Raw genomic sequence first — 23,051 nt, 5'->3', positions numbered from 1 at the left:
TAGGCTCAATTCAAGGTGAAGCTGAGACCAGCGCCGACGCCCACGTGTCCGCCGGCGGCCGTACCGGACAAATTCGCGCGAACCCGCCCGTTCTCGCTGGTGTAACCGGCACCGAAGGCCAAGGCGCCCTCGCCTCTCCAGACACCGCCACCGACCGCCACGCTCGCCTTGCCGGGACGATCGTCATAACGAAGCGATGCCGCTGCAAGCCCGATTGCGGCTGCCTGCCTTGCCTCGGAACGGACATCCCCAAGTTCCTGGTTCAACTGGCCGAATTTCTGGTCGGTATAGTTGTTGGCGGAAGCCAGCGTAGTGGCGGCGGCCGTGTCCGTATAGGATTTGACCTGAGTGATGCTGTCACCCAATTGGGCGACGTTGACGGCATCCGTCGGGGCAACACCCTTGCCGACGTTGGAAATGACGACCGGCGCGTTCACGTCACCACCCTGCAGCGTGATGCTGTTCTTCTTGCTGCCATCGGGATTGAGGTCATAGGTGACGGCGTTCTTGGTGATCGTTCCGACACCCGTCTGTAGGCTGTCGATCGCCTGATTGGTCGCATAGAGCTGCGAACCGTTGATGGCGTCGGTACTGCTGGCGGAAATGCGGCCGGCGGCGACGTTCGTGATGGTTCTTTCCGCCCCTGCAGCCCCCACACTGACTGTGCCGACCGGCGCGGTGCCAGCAAAGTTGTAGTGCTGACCCTGGATGTCGGTACCGGTGGTCGGGACGGCAGCCTGTGTTGTGGAACCGGAGCCCAAGGCCACATCATTGGCATTGTTGGCCTTCGCGCCCTGGCCGAGGGCGACCGCCCCGTCCCCTGCCGCAGCAGATCCGTTGCCGGCCGCTAAGCTGCTCACGCCGCTGGCTACACTCTGTGGACCGATCGCAACGCTGTCGGTGCCGCTGGCGCTGGAATCCGCTAGCGTCGAGTTGGCGTGGAAATACTTGATGCCGCCGCCACTCGTGATGTTGGTCAGCGTATTGTTGACCGCGCCGAAGGCATCGTAGACCGTAGTGTAGTTGTTGCCCTGGACATTATAGGTCGGACCGGTGATCGATCCATCCGGATTGACCGTCGTGCCGCCGCCGATCAGGTTGGTAATGTTGGTGCCAAGCCCCTTGAGCTGGCTGACATTCACCGCGTCGGTGTCGGCCGAACCGGCAGCAAGATTGGTCAGCTTGCGCTCCGATCCAGCCGAGCCGATCGATACTTCGCCGACGGAGGTTTGCGGGCCAGCAAGGGCAAAGCCGGTGTAGCCGGCTTGAGCGCCCACGGTCGTCACGGATTGTGCGCCGAGAGCGACGCTATTGATGTTGTTGGCTTGCGCGCCGGCGCCGAGCGCCACCGATTGCACGCCCGCAGCCAGCGAGTTCGTGCCGAGGGCCACGCCATCAGCCAGCATGACATGGGCATTCTGGCCGATGGCCGTGCCGCCAGGGGCAACCTGGTCGACGACAGCGCCATTGCCGATGCCGATGCCATTGTCGCCGTTGACGACGGTCGTCGGGCCGACTGCTACCGACTCTGCGCCGACAGCAAGCGAGTCACCCGCCGCCGAATTGGCATGGAAGTATTTGCTTGGTGTCGTCGCCACCGAAGCGATGGCGCCCTGGAGCTGACGAACGGTGACGGCGTCCTGCGCGTTGGTGCCATCAGCCACATTGATGATCTGTCGATAGGCCGTGCTCGAACCGACCGAAACGGCGCCCAGCAGGGTCTTGTCCGTCGTATTGTATTGGATGAAGTTCGTCGGCCCGGCCGCGATCTGGCCCGTTGCCGGTGCGAGGGCGCGATCGGAAACCGAGTCGGAACCGAGGGCAACTCCGCCGACGATGGTGGCTTGGCTTTGTCTTCCAAGTGCCAGGGCATCGCCTGCCGTAGCGGTCGCGTTATAGCCGACCGCCGTGGAGCCGACGCCCTGAGCCGAGGAGTCGCTGACGGCAAGCGTGCTGTCATTGGTGCGCACATATCGGATACCTTTACCGTTTGCATCGGTATAGGTCGTCGATGTGTCACCGGCGAGATTGTTGATCGTATTGCCGAGATTGGTCAGGTTGCCGTTGATGGTGGTGACCGTCGTGCCGAGAGCATCGACCGCCTGGTTGGTGGCGAAGAGCTGCGAACCGTTGATGGCGTCGGTGGACGAGCCGCTGATCCGGCCCGCCGCCACGTTGGTGATGGTGCGCTCGGCGCCAACTGCGCCGACGCTGACCGTCGAAGCCGGATTGGTGCCCTGGAAGGCGTAGGTCGTGCCGTTGATCACCGTACTGGCGGTGCCGACGGCGACGTCGGTCACTGAGCCCGAACCGAGTGCCACTGCGCCTGCGTTGCCGGCGGTAGCGTTGACGCCCAGAGCGAGCGCATCTGCGGCACTGGCATTCGCTTGTTTGCCGAGAGCGGTTGCTTGAGCGGCGGTGGCAAAGGCATTTTGGCCGACCGCGGTGCTGGAGATGGCCGTGGCATTGGCATTGGGGCCGACGGCCGTGCTGTAGTCACCCGTGGCCTGGGATATGTATCCGAACGCTGTCGCGTCGAGACCGGAAGCCGTCGCGCTGTTGCCGGCCGCGATGGCGTTTGCCCCTGCCGCAGTCGAGAGAGGTCCGATCGCAACCGACTCCGCACCCGTCGCCGATGAGTCTGCCGCTGCCGAATTAGCATGGAAATACTTGATGCCGCCACCGGTGGTGATGTTGTTAATCGCGGTTGTGTTCAGGTCAACCTGCTGGTTGGTGGCAAACAGCTGCGAGCCGTTGACGGCGTCGGTGGACGAGCCGCTGATCCGGCCCGCCGCCACGTTGGTGATGGTGCGCTCGGCGCCAACTGCGCCGACGCTGACCGTCGAAGCCGGCGTCGTGCCAGCAAAGTTATAGGTATTGCCGCCGATCACCGTGCTAGCCGTGCCGACGGCGACGTCGGTCACCGAGCCCGAACCGAGCGCCACTGCGCCTGCGTTGCCGGCGGTAGCGTTGACGCCCAGAGCGAGCGCATCTGCGGCACTGGCATTCGCTTGTTTGCCGAGAGCGGTTGCTTGAGCGGCGGTGGCAAAGGCATTTTGGCCGACCGCGGTGCTGGAGATGGCCGTGGCATTGGCATTGGGGCCGACGGCCGTGCTGTAGTCACCCGTGGCCTGGGATATGTATCCGAACGCTGTCGCGTCGAGACCGGAAGCCGTCGCGCTGTTGCCGGCCGCGATGGCGTTTGCCCCTGCCGCAGTCGAGAGAGGTCCGATCGCAACCGATTCCGCACCCGTCGCCGATGAGTCTGCCGCTGCCGAATTAGCATGGAAATACTTGATGCCGCCGCCCGTGGTGATGTTGTTGACCGTCGTGCCGATGGCATCGACCGCCTGGTTGGTGGCAAAAAGCTGCGAACCGTTGACGGCGTCGGTGGACGAACCGCTGATCCGGCCCGCCGCCACATTGGTGATGGTGCGCTCGGCGCCAACTGCGCCGACGCTGACCGTCGAAGTCGGGTTGGTGCCCTGATAGGCGTAGGTCGTGCCGTTGACCACCCCACTGGCCGTGCCGACCGCCGTGGAGGTCGAGGAGCCCGAGCCCAAGGCCACGTCGCCGGAACTCGCCGCCGCCGTTGCGCCGTTACCCAAGGCGACGTTGCCGACGAAGCCAGAAGCGCCCGCCGTGGAGCCGTTGCCCAGCGCAACCGAGCCCTGACCGATCGCCTTGTTGTTGTTGCCGATCGCGACCGCACCGGCGGCTTGGTTGGTGCTGGTGGCGGTCGCCGTGCCATCGCTATTGGCGATGTTGTTGGCGCCGCCCGTGAAGGCGCCGGTGCCGCTCGCATAGCTCGGATCGCCGATCGCGACCGCGCCGTCACCGTAAGCGGAATTGCCGTAGCCGATTGCGACGGCCTGACCGCCATCGGCGATCGCGCCCGTGCCGATAGCCACGGAATCATCGCTGAGCGAGCCGGCGGCGGTGCCGATGGCGATCCCGTTCACGCCTTGTGACACCGCGCCCGAACCGAGTGCAGTCGAGGCCGCTCCTGTCGCGACGGCCGACGTGCCAATGGCGGTCGAGTCATCCCCTCCGGCATTGGCGATACGGCCAGCGGCGAACGCGCGGTTACCGGTGGCCTTGGCCGCCGATCCGATCGCTGTCGCATAGTCGGCTCCCCCGTTCGCGTTAATGCCCAAAGCAACCGACTGAAGCCCGCTGGAGACCGACCCGCCGCCGATTGCCGTGCTGCTCACACCACTGGCGGTGGAGGACTCGCCTAAAGCAAGGGTGTTTGACTGGCTCGCGTTCGCGTTCGGGCCTAATGCGACTGCATTGATGGCGGTAGCCTGTGCTACATAACCTATGGATACGGCCCCAGTGCCTGAGGCATTCGCACCGGCACCAACCGCAGCGGATAAATTGGACGCGGAGTTTGCGTTGTTGCCGAGAGCGATGCCGGAGGTCGCACCGTTTGCGACGACTGCGCCCGAACCTATCGCAACGGCACCGCCGGCAGCGATTGCTTGTGCCTGGTTACCTAAGGCAACCCCGAAGGCTCCCGACGCGACGGTAGTAGGACCGATGGCGAGCGAATTGGTTCCGGAGGCGGCGGCTGACGTGCCAACGGCGATGGTATCGGTGTTCGAGGCGGCGGCGAGATAACCCATGGACGAGCCTCTCAAGCCGGAAGCGGTCGCCCCATTTCCGACTGCGGTGGACTGGTTGGCCGACGCGGTCGCTGACGTGCCGAAGGCACTGGCTCCAGTCCCCGTAGCCGATGAGCTGGAACCAACCGCATTCGCCCACGCTCCCGTGGCCGTCGCGGCGGAGCCTAACGCAACAGACTCGAACGTGAAGCCGGAAGGAGCAGTGCCGCTTGCATTGGCATTGGTGCCGATGGCAATCGGAGAGCCGCCGCCTGTTCCAGCGTTAGCCTTGGAGCCGACGCCCATGGCGATGGCGGCACCGTTTGACGATGAGGCGTTGGAGGACAATCCAACCGCTATCGAGGCGCCTCCGGAAGCGCTCGCAGTCGAGCCGAGGGCGACGGCGTTCGCTCCATTTGCCGTGGTGTTGACACCAAAGGCCGAAGCGCCGTCCTTCAATGCGCGGGCATTTCCACCCACGGCAAGAGCATTGACGCCGGTGGCGTTCGCGAAAACACCCATGCCTATGGCATTGAGGCCATTGACACCCATCGAATAGCCGATGGCGATCGAAGCATCCCCCGTCGCACTATTGGAGGTACCCAACGCGATGCTGTTCGGATTATTCGCTACGGTACCGTTACCGATAGCGACGGCGTTGCCGCCGGTCGCCGTGCCGCCGCCGGCCGCATACTGCGCCAGAGCCGGCGTGGCGATGCCCCCGAATACGATCGCTCCCAGTGCCGCCACTCCACCAACACCCAGCATCCCGTGCCCCAGACGGCTCCGCTTGAAGCCGAGCACGCGAGATGCCATCCGCAGCACCGCCATCAGCCGACGGCGAACCAGGCGATTGCCATCACCGCCCGAAATCCAGCTTCGTGCAAATCCGACACGCGATTTAGTCTGCAGATGTTCCCCAACGCACTCGCTCATGCTGCTTTCTCCTCGCTGCTATCTGGACGACCGAGCGCGCGTGAACCCGCATCTGCGGCTGTGTCGTCATTGAAATTGTGCGCTTCCTGAAGCGCACGACCCATTTTGCCGGCCTGACTTTCGAGCTGTTCGCGCACGGTGTCGGCCCATGGCTGCGTCAGTTCCGGAACGGAATACAACGCAGCGTCAGCCCGATCGGGCGGAAGCTTCATCGTCACCAGGGCGCGGCAGACATCGAAATGGAATAATGGTTCTCCTTCCCCATAGGCCGGAGAGGTCAAACCAAAGACAAGGCAGGCAAATAGATAATCGACTTCCGGGCCGGTCAGGCGGCTGGCATATCGCTCTTGCAAGGCAGTCCAGGCTACCTCGATTTTCGGAGCAAAGATTTCAAATTCAGGGAATTGAATGTCCATGAAGCACCGGATGGTTACCAGCACGAACATGGCCTTATTTCAGCACAACGGTATTTTAGAAAATTCCGGATTTTTTTTAGGAAATTACGGTTTTTTGCTTAGCCGGTTGCAGGTGTAACCGCTTTGCCACACTTAACCTAAAGCTGTTCCGCATGAAGAGGCGAATCGCCTGATGCTCGGCGCCAAACGATTCTTTTCATTCCGAAAATCTCTTCTGCCGCGTGAGCAGAAAAACCCCATGCCACATGCACCTCTCGGTCAGCCCGCGGAAAATCATGGGTCACGAAATATTCGAATTGGCTTGGGACGAATCCGGGGGTTGCCTACTAAACCCGCGCGGTTATCGCATGTATCGAAGCTCCGTCGGCGTCCGTCCACGGTATCTCTTCATCGTGGTCGCCAGGTGGCTTTGATCCGAAAAACCTGTCATGTAGGCGATTTCCACAATCGCGATCTCGCCTTCGGCTAGCAGCTTTTCCGCAAGATCCAAGCGCAGATTTATCAGATACCGGTGTGGGGGCATGCCAAAGGTCTTGGCGAATCTCACGATGAAATGGTTGGGCGAAATGCCAGCGACCGCCGCAAGTTCAGCGACGTGAACCTTTTCGGTGAAATGTTCGCGAAGATACTCTTCCACGCGTCGAGCGCTTTTCGCGGAGAGCCCTCCCCTGGGCGACGGAAGCTGTCTCATATTGTTCGCATAGGTACGGAGAAGATGGGTACTAAACAGCGTAACCAATGAATCCAGATAGAGTTCATTCGGAGTTGCTTTCCCGGTTAGCTCGACGGAAATCCTCTGCGCTATGCCGAGGGCGATAGGATCGACGGTTCCAAATGCTGGAGGTTCGAGTTCTACGTCGGCAAGATCAAACTCCTGGAGCGCCAGCTCGGACAAGATTTGGGGAGGAATCGCGACCACCAGATTTTCCCTGGTTTCCGACCAGGCAAGAGTGCTGTCCACGCCAGCAGGATTGATGATGAGGCAACCAACAGGCGCGTCATACTGGGTGATCTTGTCGCTGCCGAGAGACGCTCGCAAGCCACGCATGGGAGCCAGCACGATCCCCATCGCATGTTCTTTGGCCAGGAACGTCTGCGATCCAGGCTCGCGAACGGAGCTGATGACGCTCCCCCGCATGGTGGCCTTTCTCGGACCCGCGCTTTCGGGAATTATGTCGAACACATATCGATCGGTACGTTCCCGCACCTCACCCGCATAGTCCATTCTTCATCGCCCCGCCCGAACGAAATCATGCAATTGCTAACAAGCAGACGAGATCCCAATATCAGCCGAGATCTCATTATTCCCAACACTGCCCGCCGGATACCGCCGTAAACCAGCTTATAGCGCAAGATTAAATAGTATAATTCACTGAGTTTGGAAGGGGGGATACGCATATGGTAAAGAAAGAATGACGCGGTAAAAACACGTCAATCTTTAGCGCGGACAAATATATCCACGCACTTCGATAGATGGTTGCAGTCGGGCTAAACCTTTGTTCACGTCGAAGTAGAAAAAACGATTGTGGAGCGGCTGTGACCGCTAAAGATCGCCTCGGCGCTTTTCATATAAGTCCCAAGCGACATCCACCATCGCTAGAAGAACATCCTTCTGATTCCATCCAGCGGCAGCCGCGGCCCGAACGATTTCACTAACTATAGGCTGCAATTGGCGCTGGCACTCGTTTGAAATGTCATCGGCCCCGTTTCCTACAGGTGGTTCACTAAATTTGAATTCTGCCATTCGCACTCTCGCAGCCTTAATATATGTCAGCTATCACATTCCCAACATAAAATAAATCCGTAAGGACGCCCCGAGATTTTCATAGCCCCGTACCTAGTCACACTATCGCTATGCTGTAATCAAGCCAAACTTCATTACAACCATTAACTCTATATCATTGGGCAACTCGCACAGTGAGCAGCAAGTGATACAAGAAGAACGGAAGTTATTCTGGCGCCCCTACAAATGAGCTGAAAGACGCGGCGGCAAATCTCCAAAGCCGATCATCAGGCCGAATCCTCAGCGAAGAGGTCTGTGCCTTCGAAATCCCGAACATTGCGTATCACGACACTCAAACCGTCAACGAGCGCAGACGGGCCTTCTGGATTTCGCGCAAATGGCAGGCGCACCCGCAGCGGGTTAATGCGGCCCGGGTCTTGGGATTGTGGTGCCGGAGAGCTAGCCTATCGCCCGCTATTGGACCTCATGCACATAGCGATGGCTTCTGGTCGTCGCACGATGTTTTGCGACGAGAACCGGAACCGCGGATTGATCATAGGCCACTTCGTCGATCGTCAGCACGGCGCTGGGCATGCTCAACTGCAACAGCCGGCAATCCTCCTCCGTCGCCATGTCGGCGGCAATCTGCTCTCTGACGGCGGAAATGCGAATCCCGTAGCGATCGAGAAGGAAGAGATAAAGAAGGGAGGGAATCTCCTCCTTCTTATCGGGAAACTCCGGCAGCATGCTTGCCGAAAGTGCCATGACTTCATGCATGACCGGCTTGCCTCCGACGCTGCGCAGCCGGTGAATCGAGATGACTTCAGCCGCATCGTCAAGCCGCAGTCCAGCCCGCTCTTCTTCGTTCGCCCCACGGCGTTTCAGCGAAAGAATGTCGGATGTCGAGTTTTGCAGCGAACCGTCGAGCCCGTGCAGGCGAAAATACTGGAAGAAAAAGCGAAGGCTGTGCTGCGGGGTGCGACCGGTGACCACCGTCCCCGTCTTGCGCCGGCGGCTGAGCAAGCCCTCATTGGTCAGGTCCTGCAGGGCACGCCTGATCGTGCCGACAGCAACTCCAAACTTTTGCGACAGCGCGATCTCGCTCGGCAGCACGGTTCCGGCCGGCCATTTGCCCATCATGATCGCTTCCGTGATCTGACGTTTCACGACTTCATAGAGCGGAACGGAGAGCTCGGATGCACGCGGCACATCTGCTGAAAATTTGGGCATTTCGCGCAATTATTTGCCTCTTATTTGGAGTTGACTCGAAGCGTGAGCGGCAGCATCATTACTATATAGTTTATATAAATACGAGTGCGGAACCTCCATGTGTTTCTGCGCGTCTTTTCGGAATTCGAGCATGCGCGATCAAATCTTGTCATCTTTCGAGGAGCCATTTGCAAGCGCCTTGAAAATCATTGAAGAGACCGTCGAAAGCGCTGTCAGCGACCTCGCGCGGATGGTCGCGATCGACACCTCTTTTCCGCCCGGAGACGGCTATCCCGCCTTTGCGGCGCTGATGTCGGGCCTGCTGGAACCCATGGGCTTTCTTTGCCGGGAGGTTACCGTTCCGGAAGAGCTGTGGCGGGTCAGCAATGGCCCTGCCCAAGGGGCGCGGGTTAATCTCATTGCCGCGCGATCCGGCAGCAAGCCGGTTTGCGGGCTGTACTACCACGTCGACACGGTTCCGGCCGCCCCTGCCTGGCAACAGGATCCGCTCTGTCTGCGCCGCGAAGGCGAACGCCTCTTCGGGCTTGGAGCTGCGGACATGAAAGGCACCATCGCGGCGACTCTCCTTGCGCTGCGTGCCGCCGATGCGTGTGGGGTCGAGCTCGCCTACGATCCGATGCTGCTCCTCTGCACCGATGAGGAAGGCGGCCTCTATCCGGGAATCCGATATCTCGCCGAGCAGGGCATGCTCAAGGGACATATCGTCAATTTCAACGGTTCGGCGGCACCACGCATCTGGGCAGGCTGCTTCGGCGTCTTCAATCTTCAGATCACTATTCGCGGCCATGCGGTTCACGCGGGCGAAGGCAACCGCACCGGCTCGGGCATCAATGCCATCGACGGAGCCCTTCCGCTTCTGAATGCCTTGCACGCCTTGAAGCCGCAAGTGGCTGCCTTCGCATCCGCCTTGCCAGCGCCGCCGCATGCGAGCGGACCGCTGCGGCCACAGCTTTCCATCGCCGCCATCAATGGCGGTACGTCGGGAGGACAGGTTCCCGCGGAGCTGAAGGTCCTCGTCAGCCGCCGTTACGCACCCGAGGAAAGTTACGAAACGGCAAGGGCTGAGATCGAAGAGCTCGTACGCACCGTCATGGCAAAATCGCCCGAGCTGCGCGTCGAGATCGATCTTGTCGGCCATCTTATTCCGACCTCAGACCCGGACGGTCCGCATTGGCCGCGCTGGCAGAAGGCGCTCAGCCTCGGCTTCGGCTATCAGGATTCCGATTTCAGCAAATGGGGTGCCGCCAGCTGCTCCGATTTCGGCTACGTGCAGCAAACGGGTGCGATGCAGGAAGTGCTGCTCGGCGGCCTTGGACGTCCGGAGAGCTGCATCCATAGCGCCGACGAACATACGACGACCACGGATATCGTCGCGCTGGCGCAGAGCATCCTTGCCTATCTCGCCCGCGACTTTGAGGCCGGCCTTATTCCAGAACACGCACCATCAAAATAAGGGAACATCGCAATGCTGAAGCTGAATCGACGTCATTTCCTGGCGAGTACCGCCGCCATTCTGGCAACGCCTGCCATCGGCTTTGCTCAAGCCGCCGTTCCAGCCAAGGGCGGCACATTGCGCATTTCCGTCGATCAGGCCGCAAGCGTGATCCATCCGCTGCTGACGCGCGTCAACCCGGAATACATGGTCACCGAGTTGCTCTACAGCAATCTAACCCGGTTGAAGGTCGATATGTCGGTCGAGCCGGATCTTGCCGAAAGCTGGAGCGCCAACGATGCGCTGACGGAATGGACCTTCAAGCTGCGTAGCGGCGTCAAGTTCCATGACGGATCGCCGCTGACCGCAAACGATGTCGTCCAGAGCTTCAAGGCAATCCTCGATCCGAAGAACGCTTCGCCGGCACTCAACAATGTCGGCCCGATCGCCGACGTGATCGCGGCCGATCCGCTGACCGCCGTCTTCAAACTTTCGACCCCTTACGCCGACTTCCCAGTGGCGACAGCTTACACGGTCGCTCGCATCATCCCAGCCTCCATCGCCACAGGCGACTTCAAGAAGCTGTCGACCACGGCCGTCGGCACCGGCCCGTTCAAGCTTGTCTCCTACGAACCTGACCGTCTGATCGTCGTCGAGCGCAATCCCGATTATTACGATCCGAAGCGTCCCCATCTAGATCGCGTCGAAATCCAGGTTTTCCCGGACACCTCGGCGCAGACCTCGGCCCTGCTTGCCGGCGATATCGACATCATTTCGACCGTGCAGCCGACCGAATATCTGCGGATGAAGGATGCCCAAGGCGTCAATCCGCTGCGCGTGCCGTCGGGCCAGTTCTGCAACATCAATTTCGGCTGCGACACAAAGCCCTTCAATGATGCGCGCGTTCGCCGCGCGCTGGCGCTTACCGTCGACCGGCAGGCGATGGTCGACTTCGTCACCGAAGGCTTCGGCACGCCGGGTAACGATACCGCCCTCAATTCCTCCTATCGCTTCTATGCCGACCTGCCGCTGCGCCAGGCCAATATCGAGGAAGCCAAGAAGCTGCTGGCCGAGGCCGGTTATCCGAACGGCTTCGAGGCGACGCTGATTGCATCCGACAAGCCGAGCCAGCGCACCCAGCTCGCTGTCGCATTGCGCGAGATGGCGAAGGAAGCCGGCATCAACATCAACGTCCAGACGATGCCGCACGCGACCTATCTCGAGCAGGTGTGGAAGAAGGGCAGTTTCTATGTCGGCTTCTACAACATGCAGCCGACGGCGGATGCGATCTTCAAGCTGCTCTACACCTCCGATGCCGCTTGGAATGAAACGCGCTGGAACAATGCCGCCTTCGACAAGGTCGTCAACCAAGCGCGCGGCATCACCGACGAAGCCAAGCGCAAGGAGCTTTATGCCGAGGCGCAGAAGCTGATGAATGAGGACGTTCCTTCCATCATTCCGGTCTTCTTCGATGTTCTCGCCGCCAAGCGGGATTGGGTCGCCGGTTTCGAGGTCCATCCGCGCGCTTCCGTCTTCCGTCTCGATTATGTCTCCTTGACGGACAAGGCGCCGAAGCGGAGCTGATAGCACCTGCGAGCTGAATGAGCGTCGCGAGGCCAATGACCTTCGCGACGCATCCCATAGCAAGAGATCGGCGCTTATGTTGAAGCGACCGGTCGCTCCAACGCCAGGGAATGGCCCTTGTCACCGAACTATCTCCTGAAGCGGCTTTTGATGATCGTTTACACGCTCTTCATCGTGTCGCTCGTCGTCTTCGCGATCACCCAGGTCCTGCCGGCGGATGCCGCCGTGATGATGCTTGGGGAGAACGCCACCGACCAGGCGCTTGAGGCACTGCGCCAGAATATGGGATTGAACGATCCCGTCTGGCTGCAATATCTGCATTGGCTGGGCGGCGTCCTGCATGGCGATTTCGGCCAGTCGCTGCGCACCGGCCAGCCCGTCGGGCCGGCCATGCTCCAGGCTCTCGGCCGTTCGCTTCTACTCGCCGTGCTCTCCATCGCCTTGATGCTCGCGCTTGCCATACCGCTCGGTGTCCTCGCAGCGATCCGCCGCGGCAAGCTCGCCGACATGATCGTCAGCCTCATCTCCTATGCCGGCGTATCGCTGCCGGAATTCGTGACGGCGACGCTCGCGGTGCTCTTCGTCGCCGATTGGGCGAAGCTTTTGCCGCCGACCGGCTATGTGCCGCTGACCGAAAATTTTGTCGACGGCCTTGCCCATCTGGTACTGCCGGTTTGCGTGGTGTCGATCATCCTCATCGCGCATGTCTCCCGCATGGTGCGTTCCGAACTCGTCGATGTGCTGCATACCGATTACATCCGCGCGGCGCGGCTGAAGGGTCTTTCCACATCAAGAGTGCTGTTCGGTCATGCGCTGCGCAACGCCCTACTGCCGACCATTACCGTCGTCGCGCTCGATGTCGGCTATCTCCTCGGCGGCATCATCGTCGTCGAGGAAATCTTCGCCCTTCCCGGCATCGGCAGGCAGTTGATCGTCGCCATCCAGACGCGCGACCTGCCGGCAATCCAGGCCGGCGTGCTGCTCATGGCGGCAACCTATTCCATCGTCAATTTCGCCGCCGACATTCTCTACGCATGGCTCGACAAGAGGATCCAGTATGATTGAGCTTCTCAAACGGCTGCTGCGCACGCCGCAGGGCGCGGTCGGCCTTTTCCTGGTCGTCCTCGTCTTCATCGTCGTCGTCTTCGGTCCCTGGCTTGCTCCACGCGATCCGGAAGCCATGTCGATCCTTGCCCGCTATAAGGGACCGAGCGCGAATTTCCTTCTCGGCACCGACCAATACGGCCGCGATATCTTGAGCCGCCTGCTGATCGGTGCGCGCTCGACCGTGACGATGGCGGTCTTCGCCACGCTTGCCGGCACGCTTGCCGGAGCCCTCATCGGAACGGTATCGGCCTTCCTGGGCGGCCGCGCCGACGAATTCATCATGCGCACTATCGATGCGATCATGGCAATCCCGAACCTTCTGTTCGCGCTGCTGATCGTCAATCTGCTCGGGTCCAGCAGCATCAATGCGCTGGTCGCCGTCGCCGTTGCCTTCGCGCCGGGCATGGCGCGCATCACTCGCAGCGTAGCCCTTGCCGTGCGCAAGCAGGACTATGTGAGCGCGGCGATCGCCCGCGGCGAAAGCTCGCGTTACATCATCCTGCGCGAAATGCTGCCGAATGTCGTCGCACCCATCGTGGTGGAAACGACGATCCGCGTTTCCTTCGCCGTCATGCTGTTCGCGACGCTGAGCTTCCTTGGTCTGGGCGCCCAGCCGCCCGCCACCGAATGGGGGCTGATGGTCTCGGAGGCGAGACAATACATGCACCTCAGCGCCGGCATCCTGATCTGGCCGAGCCTCGCCATCGCCATTGTCGCCATCGGCTTCAATCTTCTCGGCGACGGCCTGCGCGATGCGCTCAACCCGCGTACCGGAGGCTGAGATGACAGAAACGGCAAGCAATATCGTCCTACAGGTCCGCAATTATTCGCTCGACTATCTGACGGCGGGCGGCGTGTTTCATGCGCTCAAGAATATCGATCTTCAAGTCAGAGCCGGCGAGATTCTCGGCCTCGTCGGCGAGTCCGGCTCGGGCAAAACCTCGATGGCCTGGTCGATCATGCGCTATCTGCCGGCGAACGCTCGGGAGGTCGGTGGCGACATCCGGCTTCGCGGCGAGGATCTAACGGCGAAATCGCCGGCCGAGGTCAATCGCATGCGGGGCAAACGGATCAGCATGGTGTTCCAGGACCCCGGCACCTCGCTCAACCCGACGCTCTCGCTTGGCACGCAGCTCACGGAAACGCTGAGGCGCCATCGCGGCCTGACCGCAAGGCAGGCCTGGAGCGAGGGCGAAGCCATGCTGCATCGTGTCGGCCTTAAAAGCCCCGCTGACATGATGAAGCGCATGCCGCACGAGGCATCGGGCGGCGAGAAGCAGCGCGTGGTTATCGCCACCGCCTTTGCCTGCAATCCGGAATGCATCATCTTCGACGAGCCCACGACGGCGCTCGACGTCATCACCTCCCGTCAGATCCTCGACCTCTTCCTCGACCTGCAGGCCGAGACGGGCGTCGCCTCGCTCTATATCTCGCATGATCTCGCCTTGCTGTCGCGCACCGCGAAACGGGTTGCCGTCATCCGCCGCGGCGAAATCGTCGAGCAGGGAGCGGTCGACGCGATCTTCCATGCGCCACAGCGTGATTATACGCGTCAGCTGATCGCCGCGGTGCCTCGGCCGAGCGACCGCCGGACGCAGACGCGCCCGTCCTATCAGGACCAGCCGTTGATGAAGGTCGAGAATGTCAGCGTGCACTACGGCCGCAAGCCGTTCCTGTCGGCGCTGACCGGCCGGTCCTTCGAGCGCTTCGCGGGCAATCGTGCCGTCAGCCTCAGCGTGCAGCCGGGAGAGATCCTCGGCATCGTCGGGGAATCAGGCTCCGGCAAATCGACGCTTGCCAAGGCAATGACCGGGCTCAATCCCTTCGAGGGCCGGATGACCTTCGCCGGGCGGACGATTTCAGGCCTTGCCGACATGGACAAATCCTATCGCAAGAATGTCCAGATGATCTTCCAGCATCCGGACGCCTCGCTCAATCCGCGCCAGAAAATCCGCGAAATCCTGGCGCGGCCGCTGAAGCTCTATGGCGAAGGCGAGAATGGGGCCATCGCGCAATGGATCGGCGACATGCTCGAACAGGTGCGCCTGCCGCGTACCCATGCCGATCGCTATCCGCATCAGCTCTCCGGCGGCGAAAAGCAGCGCGTCGCCATCGCGCGCGCCTTCGCATCCAGACCGAAGCTGGTGATCTGCGATGAGATCACCTCGGCGCTCGACGTCTCGGTGCAGGCCTCCATCATCGAGCTGCTGCTGGAACTGCATCGCGAGCATTCCACCGCCTTCCTCTTCATCACCCACGACCTCAACCTCATTCGTCAGATCGCGCACCGCATCGCGGTGATGTATCGCGGCGATCTCCTCGAAGTCGTGCCGGCGGAAGACATCACCAGCCCCGAGCGGGCCGACTATACGCGCCGGCTGCTTGCCGCGGTCCCGACGCCTGTCGGCGCCGCACCTACAGAACAAGACTTCTAAGGAGTATTACAAATGGACCCGAAATCGCTCATCGGAACAATCGATGAGAAGAGCTGCCTCGACTTCCTGTCGATGATGGTTCGCCAGAAGAGCCATTCCCAGACCGAAGGCGAACGCGAGCTTGCGCGCATCATGGCGCGCAAGATGGAGGCGATCGGACTTCAGTCCGAACTGGAGCCCTTCGATAATGGCGAGCGCTTCAATGCGATCGGACGCCTAAAGGGAACCGGCGGTGGAAAGAGCCTGCTCTTCAACGGCCATCTCGATACAAACCCGGTTACCGAGGGCTGGACCGTCGATCCCTGGGGCGGCCTCGTCGACGACAAATTCATCTATGGCATCGGCGTATCCAACATGAAAGCGGGGGATGCCGCCTACTTCTGCGCGGTCAAGACCTTGCTCGACGCCGGCGTCAAGCTGAAGGGCGATGTGATCCTGACCTATGTCGTCGGCGAGCTTCAGGGCGGCGTGGGCACGCTTGCAGCCATCCGCAACGGCGTTAAAGCCGACTATTTCATCAACAGCGAGCCGAGCGATCTTGCCGCCGTGACGATGCATGCCGCCGCGCTAAGCTTCGTGATCGAGCTTACCGGCGACACACGGCACCTGTCCAAACGCGAACAATCGGTCGACGCCATCGCCGCCGCCTGCGATCTCATTCCGCGTATCAACGCCATGACCTTCACCGGCGCGAGAAGCGAAGTGCACCGCTCGATCAATCGCGGCCATGTCGGTGTTATCCATGGTGCGCTCGGGCGTGAGCTGGAGGAATGGCGCCCGCCGCAGGTCGCCGATTTCGTCCGCATCCGAGGTTCGGCCCGCTATGCGCCGGGCCAGACGCAGGAAGGTGTGCTTGCCGATCTCGCCGCGGAATTGGTCGCGCTCGAAAAGCGCTTTCCCGGACTGAAAGCCAAGCTGGTGCCTGAGATGATCGAAGGCCGTCCCCTGATGCCGCCTTTCGAAGTCTCGCCGACCTCACGCATCGTGACCTCGATCAACGCCGCCTATGAGACCGTCCGCGGCGAGACGCAGCCGACGGGCGCCATTACGCCCACGCGCTTTTACGGAACGGACGCCGGCCATCTCTACCATGAGCTCGGCATGGAAGGCATCGTCTGCGGACCAGGCGGCCGGTACAACACCATGCCGGACGAACGCGTCGACATCGTCGACTATCTCGACATGATCCGGGTCTACATGCTCACCATTCTCGACATTTGCGAGGCTGCCTGAGGCCGCATGTTTCCTCGTGACGAATATGATTGGCGTATCGCCAAGGCACATGCCGCCATGGACGCCGCCGGTGTCGATCTCCTCCTGATCGACAGCGGTGAGCTCCTTGCGTGGCTTACCGGTTATACCGTTTCGGAAACCATGTACCGCGCCGCCTTTTTCCCGCGACACGGTGCGCCCTGGTTCGTCCTGCGCGAGCTCGACGAAGCGCCGTGCAGGGAAAAAACCTGGATTTCCGATATCATCGGGTTCGCCGATACGACCAATCCGCACGAGGCGATCGCCAGCAGCATCCATGCTCGAGGTTTCGCCAGCGCCCGCATCGGCGCCGACTTCGCCTCCTATAGCTTCAGCGCCGATACGGCGGCCAAGCTTAAGGCGCACCTGCCCCAAGCGCAATTCGTCGCTCTTCCTGGCATCAGCGACAGTCTGCGATGGGTCAAATCGGCTCGCGAGATTGCCGTTCTGACGCAAGCGGCCGGCATCGCCGACAGAGCCATGCTGGCGATAGCGCAGAATACGCGAGCCGGCTCTTCGACCCGTACGGCCGCAGCGACGGCGGCTGCCACCTTCCTGCTTGAAGGTGCTGATAGCGGCGAGACCGGTCCTATCGTCAAGGCCAGCGGCGACCACCAATTCCTGCACGGCTCTTTCAAGAGTGAATTGCTTGACGCAGGCGATATTCTGCACGTGGAGCTTATTCCGCGCGTGGGCGGCTATGGTGCCCGTCTCATGCGGCCGATCGTCATCGGCAGTGCATCGGCAAGGCTTCAGGATATCGCCTCGCGCATCATCGCGCTGCAGGACCGGCAGATCGAAGCCATGAAGCCGGGCGTTCCTGCCTGCGAGGCGGATGCCATTGTCCGTCAGGGTCTCTTGTCGTCAGGCCTGAGACAGCGTTACGACAATGTAACGGCCTATACGCTTGGTCTCTATACCCGCACGCCGCGCACCAGCGATTTCTCCCGGGTCTTTCTGCCGGATGCAGATTGGCCGCTGGAGGAAGGCATGGTTTTCCATGTCTATACGACAGCCGCCAGGCTTGGATTCAGCGAGACGGTGGTCGTTACGCCGGAGGGTGGAAGGCTGCTGACGATGACGCCACGCCACCTCCTCGGTTTGGCTAAATAACATTTGGCCGACGCGCGCAGGGCCTGCGCGCGGCGAGATCGTGCCGAGATTTTAGCCGAGCGCCTGGCTAGCAAGAGCATATGTGGCCGCCATACCGGCGCTGGCCTTGTTTCTATTGGAGGGATGGTTTCCAAGCGACATGGTCAGGACGGTATCGTAGACAAGCATCCCGCACTGCGACACGTAAGAGGCGAAATCGCCGCTCTCCATGTGCGTGTCGAGACGGAGAAATTGGCCGGCATGATGCGCCACGTGTGGCTCGACCACGACAATCGCATCGCCGTCACTTGACGCAACCACGGGCCCGACGACATGGCCGCGTCCGAAGGGCCGGCACAAGGCGAAAGCCTGCAAATCCGCTCCCCGGAACAGGCCGTAACCGATCGATTGCTCGTGGAGACGCCTGACCAGCTCCGAGCGATCGGCACCGAAGGCCATGGCATCGAGCCGCAGGATCGCTGCAAGATCGTCGGCGCCAAGCCGCCTTACCGTGCCGTCCGAATGCAGCGGCGCGAAATCCTTCGCGATCCGCGCCTCCCCCTGACATTGGTAGACCGTCTTTTCCGGCTTGAAATCCAGCGAAAGATACAGACGCCGCGCCGCCCGTGTCGCGCTGAGGCTGAGGCGGCGTCCCGCAACCTTGTCGAGGATCCGGCTCATCAGCCATTGGCCGGTGCCATTGGTCTGCAAACGCGGAGAGGTAATCACCATGCCGACGGTGGCAAACTCGTCTCCGTGCGGAAACCACATGGCAGATCCCATGACGCGACCGATCTCGTCGAGTGCGACGATGCCGCTACCCGTCTGCCTTAGAAATTCCCAGTCTTCGGCTCGATGCGGCCAACGGACCGAGATCGACAGCGCGTGCAACTGATCGAGCTCCACGTCCTTGATGTCGCCGATATGCATGGAGAAAGCATCGACCCGCAAACTGTCAGATACCTTCACTGGACCACCTCGAAACCTGCTACCTATACCCATGCACCAAAACAGACGCGCTCCCCGTCAGCAAGGATAGGCGACGCCCGCCGATACAATTAGCTCGAATTGCGTGTGCCTGCACAACAATCGACTGAAACACTTCGACATTCGGCATGCAATTATGAAAGCGCAGGTCAATGCTATTGGGAAATGTCAGCAAATGCCGCAGCCGCCGAGGAGCATATGGACACGGTTGAAATCCTCGCCCGTCTTGTCGCCTTTCCGAGCGTCGTCGGCACGCCGAATGACGGGATCGTCGTCTGGATCCAGACGTATCTGCAAGGTCTCGGAATCCACGTCACCGTGCTTCCAGGGCCTGAAGGTGACAGGTCCAACATCTTTGCCACGATCGGCCCCAGGGATGTCGCGGGTTATATCTTATCTGGCCATATGGATGTCGTTCCCGCTGGAGAGCCCGGCTGGACGTCGGAACCTTTCACGCTCAGAAAGGAGGCCGATCGGCTCCACGGGCGTGGTACGACCGACATGAAAGGGTTTCTTGCCGCAGCGCTTGCCGCGGCGCCGGAACTTGCCAGGGCAAATCTTGCCCGTCCCATTCATCTCGCATTCTCCTATGACGAAGAAGCGGGATGCCGGGGCGTGCCGCATCTACTGGCGCGGATGAAGGAACTCTGCGCGCCCCCGCAAGGCGCTATCATCGGCGAGCCCAGCCGCATGCAAGCCGTGCGCGCCCATAAGGGGAAAGCGGCGGCTCGCGTCACCGTCGGCGGACGGGCGGGCCATTCGTCTCGTCCAGACCTGGCGCTCAACGCCATTCATGCCATGTCGCGGGTGCTCAATTCGGCGGTCGATGAAGCTCGGCGGCTGACGCTCGGCCCGTTCGACCCCGTATTCGAGCCGCCGTACTCGACGCTTCAGGCCGGCATTGTGTCCGGCGGACTGGCGCTGAACATCGTCCCCGACAACTGCCGGCTCGACCTCGAGGCACGTGCTATCGCCGACGTGGCCCCTGAGGAACTGCTTGCCCCGATTCGCCATTGCGCTGACATGCTCAAGGAACAGGGCTTTTCCGTCGATTGGACGCCGCTCAGTGCCTATCCCGCGCTGTCGCTTGCGAAGGACGCGCCACTTGCAGCCCTGTTGGAAGAAATGACCGGCAGGCCGTCGCTTGCGGCGGTCAGCTACGGGACCGAGGCTGGCCTATATCAGGCAGCCGGGATCGATGCGATCATCTGCGGGCCTGGCGACATAGAGCGCGCCCACAAGCCCGACGAATACATTCTAGAGGACGAACTCGAGGAATGCCGCCAGATGATATTGGCCCTGGCCGCGCGCTGCGCACGGGCTTGAGGGAGCGATCGCCATGACATTTCTCTTCAATTCGGATGCCAAGCGCGGAGCGATCTTCGCGCGGGCCTTCGCCGAGGAACTGCCGGATCTGGCATTTTCGATGAACGCGGCGAGCGTCGATCCTGATGAAGTTCGCTTCCTCATCACTTGGACGGTGCCCGACGACCTCGCCCGTTACCGCAATCTGGAAATCCTGTTTTCGATCGGCGCGGGCGTCGACCAGTTCAAGACGGATCTCGTGCCCGAGCATGTGAAGATCGTCCGCATGGTCGAGGATGGCATCGTCAGGATGATGCAGGAATATGTGACGCTTGCGGTGCTCGCGCTGCATCGCGGCCTTCTTTCCTATCTTGCGCAGCAGCGCGCCGGGGAGTGGCGCGGCCTGCCTCAGCGCCAGGCGCATGAAAGACGAATCGGAGTTCTGGGATTGGGCGTTCTCGGGACAGCCGTGCTCGAGCGGCTGAAGCCCTTCGGTTTCCCACTCGCCGGCTGGAGCAGATCCCCCCGGACGATCGAGGGCGTCGAGTGTCATCACGGCGAAACCGGCCTCAGAACCATGGTGGCTGCGACGGACATTCTCATTTGCCTGCTGCCTCTGACGCCGGAGACCACGGGGTTCCTGGGCGGCACGCTTCTTGGCGGCCTTCCGGCGGGGGCGATGCTCGTGCATGCCGGTCGCGGCCCACAGCTCGATGCGCACGCGCTGATCGAGGCGCTCGATAGCGGCCGTCTGGCGGCGGCGGTGATCGACGTGACCGACCCAGAACCCCTGCCCTCGGGTCACCCTTTATGGCGACACCCGAAAATCATGCTCACTCCGCATATCGCCAGCGTTACACAGCCCGATACCGCCGCACGCGCGGTGATCGACAACATCCGTCGTTATCGCGCAGGCCAGGATCCCATCGGGCTCGTCGACCGGCGGCGCGGATATTGAACCCATAGCAATGAAAGGCTCGCCATGACCTTCCTCAAGACCGTCGTAACCAATCCCGGTACGGCCCCGCGTGAATCCAAAGCCTTGCCGGAAAGACTGATTGCCGGCGATCCTTCGTTCAAGACCTGGGCGCAGGATGAGGCGAAGGACGGCGCCGTGCGCACTGGTGTCTGGGAGGCGACGCCAGGCGAGACCCGGTCGATCAAGGGCAAGACCTTCGAATTCTGCCACATCCTGTCGGGTGTCGTGGAAATCACCCCCGATGACGGCGAACCGGTCATCTACCGGGCCGGCGACAGCTTTGTGATGAAGCCGGGCTTCGTGGGCAGATGGAAGACGATCGAGACCGTTCGCAAGATCTATGTGACGGTGGGATGAAAGCTGCTGGCCGCCGCAACAGAAATCACTGTTCGCGCCAGCTGAAACGCAAGATTCGTCGGCCCGCGCGCCGGCATACGGAGCAAGCTGCTCGTAAGCCGGCGCTAGGCTCTGGTAAAGCCTTAAGAAAGAGCTTCCCATGAGCTTGAGCTTCGATCCTGACACCTTGCCATTGCCGATCGGCCATTTCATCGGCGGGGAGCTCATTGAAGCTCCCGGCGAGATCGACATGAAAAGGCCCTCCGACGGCAAGCCTTATGCAGGTTGCCCGATTGCGAGCCACGAGATGGTGGACCGCGCCGTCGAATCGGCCAAGGCGGCATTGAAGGCGAGCAACTGGAGCGGCCTGCGGCCGCGCGAACGTGTCCGCGTAATGCATGCCTGGGCGGACCTGATTGAAGCGGAGACGGAGACGCTGGCTCGAATAGAGGCTCTGTCCTCCACCCGATTGATCAGTCAATTGCCGGCCGGCGACATAGCGGTCACCGCGGAGCAGATCCGTTTCTTTGCCGAATTCGCCGACAAGGAAGGCAGCGATGTCGTGCCCACCGATGACAAGACCTTCGGCATGATCCTCAGCGAACCCTACGGGGTCGTCGGCGCGATCACGCCCTGGAACTTTCCGGTCTCCATGGCCGGCTGGAAGCTCGGTCCGGCGCTTGCCGCAGGCAATGCCGTCGTCCTCAAGCCTTCCGAAATGACGCCATTTTCGACTGTTTACCTGGCCGAGCTCGCCGTGAGGGCCGGATTGCCCGCCGGCCTCTTCAACGTCGTTCTCGGCGACGGGCTCGCCACCGGTACGGCGCTCACCGGCCATCCCGATATCGCCAAGGTCAGCTTCACTGGCTCCACCCGAGCGGGATCCGCGATCATGGAGAATATCGCCCGCTCTGGCATCAAGCCGGTGACCCTGGAGCTTGGCGGCAAGAGCCCGCAGATCGTCTTCAAGGACGCCGATCTTTCGAAAGCGGCCGATGCGATCGTCGGCAGCATTCTCTTCAATGCCGGCCAGGCTTGCGTCGCCGCGACGCGCGTGATCGTGGAGGCAAGCGTTGCCGGCCAATTCACGGAAGCCCTCATCGCGCGGATGGCGGATATCGGTCCTGGCCCCACCTGGGATGAGGCGACACGCTATTCGCCGATCATCTCCGAACGCCAGCGCGACCGGATCGACGCGATCGTCGCTGCCGCGATCAGCGAAGGCGGCCGCTGTATCGCCGGCGGCAAGCCGATGGATAGGCCGGGTTACTTCTACGAACCGACGCTTTTGACCGATCTCGATCCGTCTTCTCCCGCCATTCTCGAGGAAATCTTCGGGCCGGTCCTGACGCTGCAGACTTTCGAGGACGAAGACGAAGCGATGGTGCTTGCCGATCACCCCTCCTATGGGCTCGCCGCGGGCCTGTTTACATCCGACCTGTCGCGTACCATCCGCCTCAGCCGACAGATTCAGGCAGGTACGGTCTGGGTCAATCGCTACAGCCGCTCGCGGGATCATATCTTACCGACCGGCGGCTATAAGCGCTCCGGCATCGGCAAGGACCTGGGACGCGAGGCTTATCTTGCCAATCGCAAAACGAAGAGCGTGCTCATCAGCCTTTGAGGGACCT

Annotated in this window: 16 protein-coding genes; 11 read left to right on the top strand and 5 right to left on the bottom strand. The window is 61.4% G+C overall.

Going from position 1 to position 23,051, the window contains the following annotated elements; genetic code table 11:
• Positions 1-5: 5 nt before the first annotated feature.
• The 4 genes from AC13QY_RS08225 to AC13QY_RS08210 form a co-directional block, all read right to left on the bottom strand.
• The gene (locus tag AC13QY_RS08225; protein ID WP_488493210.1) at positions 6-5,543 is read right to left on the bottom strand and encodes a beta strand repeat-containing protein; all 5,538 of its coding nucleotides are present in this window, start codon (positions 5,541-5,543) and stop codon (positions 6-8) included.
• Positions 5,540-5,989, bottom strand: coding sequence for a hypothetical protein (locus AC13QY_RS08220; RefSeq protein ID WP_269244250.1), 450 nt, complete (start codon positions 5,987-5,989; stop codon positions 5,540-5,542). The genes AC13QY_RS08225 and AC13QY_RS08220 overlap by 4 nt, the downstream gene beginning before the upstream one ends.
• 310 nt (positions 5,990-6,299) lie before the next feature.
• On the bottom strand, positions 6,300-7,184 hold the full coding sequence (locus tag AC13QY_RS08215; protein ID WP_113353155.1) for a helix-turn-helix domain-containing protein: 885 nt from the start codon (positions 7,182-7,184) through the stop codon (positions 6,300-6,302).
• A 972-nt stretch (positions 7,185-8,156) separates the two neighbouring features.
• Positions 8,157-8,912 carry a GntR family transcriptional regulator gene (locus AC13QY_RS08210; RefSeq protein ID WP_113331023.1) on the bottom strand — a complete coding sequence of 252 codons (756 nt, stop codon included), beginning with the start codon at positions 8,910-8,912 and terminating at the stop codon, positions 8,157-8,159.
• Between the two features lie 130 nt (positions 8,913-9,042).
• On the opposite strand from AC13QY_RS08210, the gene AC13QY_RS08205 reads away from it, so the two are divergent.
• The 7 genes from AC13QY_RS08205 (at position 9,043) to AC13QY_RS08175 (ending at position 17,834) form a co-directional block, all read left to right on the top strand.
• Positions 9,043-10,365 (top strand): M20 family metallopeptidase, encoded by a 1,323-nt coding sequence (locus AC13QY_RS08205; RefSeq protein ID WP_488493209.1) that lies wholly within the window; start codon positions 9,043-9,045, stop codon positions 10,363-10,365.
• Positions 10,366-10,377: 12 nt separating this feature from the next.
• Entirely contained in the window at positions 10,378-11,928 is a 1,551-nt protein-coding gene (locus AC13QY_RS08200) for an ABC transporter substrate-binding protein (protein WP_488493208.1), read from the top strand.
• 117 nt (positions 11,929-12,045) lie between these two features.
• Complete coding sequence (locus AC13QY_RS08195; protein WP_488493207.1) at positions 12,046-12,993, top strand: ABC transporter permease; 948 nt, start codon at positions 12,046-12,048, stop codon at positions 12,991-12,993.
• Positions 12,986-13,816 (top strand): ABC transporter permease, encoded by an 831-nt coding sequence (locus AC13QY_RS08190; RefSeq protein ID WP_113366062.1) that lies wholly within the window; start codon positions 12,986-12,988, stop codon positions 13,814-13,816. The genes AC13QY_RS08195 and AC13QY_RS08190 overlap by 8 nt, the downstream gene beginning before the upstream one ends.
• A gap of 1 nt (position 13,817) precedes the next feature.
• Complete coding sequence (locus tag AC13QY_RS08185; protein WP_488493206.1) at positions 13,818-15,470, top strand: dipeptide ABC transporter ATP-binding protein; 1,653 nt, start codon at positions 13,818-13,820, stop codon at positions 15,468-15,470.
• Between the two features lie 12 nt (positions 15,471-15,482).
• Complete coding sequence (locus AC13QY_RS08180) at positions 15,483-16,703, top strand: M20 family metallopeptidase (protein WP_488493205.1); 1,221 nt, start codon at positions 15,483-15,485, stop codon at positions 16,701-16,703.
• A gap of 6 nt (positions 16,704-16,709) precedes the next feature.
• The gene (locus tag AC13QY_RS08175) at positions 16,710-17,834 is read left to right on the top strand and encodes a M24 family metallopeptidase (protein ID WP_488493204.1); all 1,125 of its coding nucleotides are present in this window, start codon (positions 16,710-16,712) and stop codon (positions 17,832-17,834) included.
• A gap of 51 nt (positions 17,835-17,885) precedes the next feature.
• Here AC13QY_RS08175 and AC13QY_RS08170 read toward each other — a convergent pair whose 3' ends face one another.
• On the bottom strand, positions 17,886-18,815 hold the full coding sequence (locus AC13QY_RS08170; RefSeq protein ID WP_488493203.1) for a GNAT family N-acetyltransferase: 930 nt from the start codon (positions 18,813-18,815) through the stop codon (positions 17,886-17,888).
• 183 nt (positions 18,816-18,998) lie between these two features.
• On the opposite strand from AC13QY_RS08170, the gene argE reads away from it, so the two are divergent.
• The 4 genes from argE (at position 18,999) to AC13QY_RS08150 (ending at position 23,044) form a co-directional block, all read left to right on the top strand.
• Positions 18,999-20,126 (top strand): acetylornithine deacetylase, encoded by a 1,128-nt coding sequence (argE, locus tag AC13QY_RS08165; protein WP_488493202.1) that lies wholly within the window; start codon positions 18,999-19,001, stop codon positions 20,124-20,126.
• A 13-nt stretch (positions 20,127-20,139) separates the two neighbouring features.
• Positions 20,140-21,063 (top strand): 2-hydroxyacid dehydrogenase, encoded by a 924-nt coding sequence (locus AC13QY_RS08160; RefSeq protein WP_488493201.1) that lies wholly within the window; start codon positions 20,140-20,142, stop codon positions 21,061-21,063.
• Positions 21,064-21,087: 24 nt separating this feature from the next.
• The gene (locus AC13QY_RS08155; protein ID WP_488493200.1) at positions 21,088-21,441 is read left to right on the top strand and encodes a cupin domain-containing protein; all 354 of its coding nucleotides are present in this window, start codon (positions 21,088-21,090) and stop codon (positions 21,439-21,441) included.
• A gap of 139 nt (positions 21,442-21,580) precedes the next feature.
• Entirely contained in the window at positions 21,581-23,044 is a 1,464-nt protein-coding gene (locus AC13QY_RS08150) for an aldehyde dehydrogenase family protein (RefSeq protein ID WP_488493199.1), read from the top strand.
• Positions 23,045-23,051 lie beyond the last annotated feature (7 nt).

The organism is Martinezella sp. CNPSo 3795 (assembly GCF_057784475.1).
The sequence above is the reverse complement of the archived record's forward strand: the minus strand, read 5'-3'. Positions and strand labels throughout refer to the sequence as shown.

What these genes read in the sequence shown, in the direction of transcription:
- AC13QY_RS08225 (WP_488493210.1), bottom strand. Translation starts at nt 5,543, where the DNA reads ATGAGCGAGTGCGTTGGGGAACATCTGCAGACTAAATCGCGTGTCGGA.
- AC13QY_RS08220 (WP_269244250.1), bottom strand. Translation starts at nt 5,989, where the DNA reads ATGTTCGTGCTGGTAACCATCCGGTGCTTCATGGACATTCAATTCCCT.
- AC13QY_RS08215 (WP_113353155.1), bottom strand. Translation starts at nt 7,184, where the DNA reads ATGGACTATGCGGGTGAGGTGCGGGAACGTACCGATCGATATGTGTTC.
- AC13QY_RS08210 (WP_113331023.1), bottom strand. Translation starts at nt 8,912, where the DNA reads ATGCCCAAATTTTCAGCAGATGTGCCGCGTGCATCCGAGCTCTCCGTT.
- AC13QY_RS08205 (WP_488493209.1), top strand. Translation starts at nt 9,043, where the DNA reads ATGCGCGATCAAATCTTGTCATCTTTCGAGGAGCCATTTGCAAGCGCC.
- AC13QY_RS08200 (WP_488493208.1), top strand. Translation starts at nt 10,378, where the DNA reads ATGCTGAAGCTGAATCGACGTCATTTCCTGGCGAGTACCGCCGCCATT.
- AC13QY_RS08190 (WP_113366062.1), top strand. Translation starts at nt 12,986, where the DNA reads ATGATTGAGCTTCTCAAACGGCTGCTGCGCACGCCGCAGGGCGCGGTC.
- AC13QY_RS08185 (WP_488493206.1), top strand. Translation starts at nt 13,818, where the DNA reads ATGACAGAAACGGCAAGCAATATCGTCCTACAGGTCCGCAATTATTCG.
- AC13QY_RS08180 (WP_488493205.1), top strand. Translation starts at nt 15,483, where the DNA reads ATGGACCCGAAATCGCTCATCGGAACAATCGATGAGAAGAGCTGCCTC.
- AC13QY_RS08175 (WP_488493204.1), top strand. Translation starts at nt 16,710, where the DNA reads ATGTTTCCTCGTGACGAATATGATTGGCGTATCGCCAAGGCACATGCC.
- AC13QY_RS08170 (WP_488493203.1), bottom strand. Translation starts at nt 18,815, where the DNA reads ATGGGTATAGGTAGCAGGTTTCGAGGTGGTCCAGTGAAGGTATCTGAC.
- argE (WP_488493202.1), top strand. Translation starts at nt 18,999, where the DNA reads ATGGACACGGTTGAAATCCTCGCCCGTCTTGTCGCCTTTCCGAGCGTC.
- AC13QY_RS08160 (WP_488493201.1), top strand. Translation starts at nt 20,140, where the DNA reads ATGACATTTCTCTTCAATTCGGATGCCAAGCGCGGAGCGATCTTCGCG.
- AC13QY_RS08155 (WP_488493200.1), top strand. Translation starts at nt 21,088, where the DNA reads ATGACCTTCCTCAAGACCGTCGTAACCAATCCCGGTACGGCCCCGCGT.
- AC13QY_RS08150 (WP_488493199.1), top strand. Translation starts at nt 21,581, where the DNA reads ATGAGCTTGAGCTTCGATCCTGACACCTTGCCATTGCCGATCGGCCAT.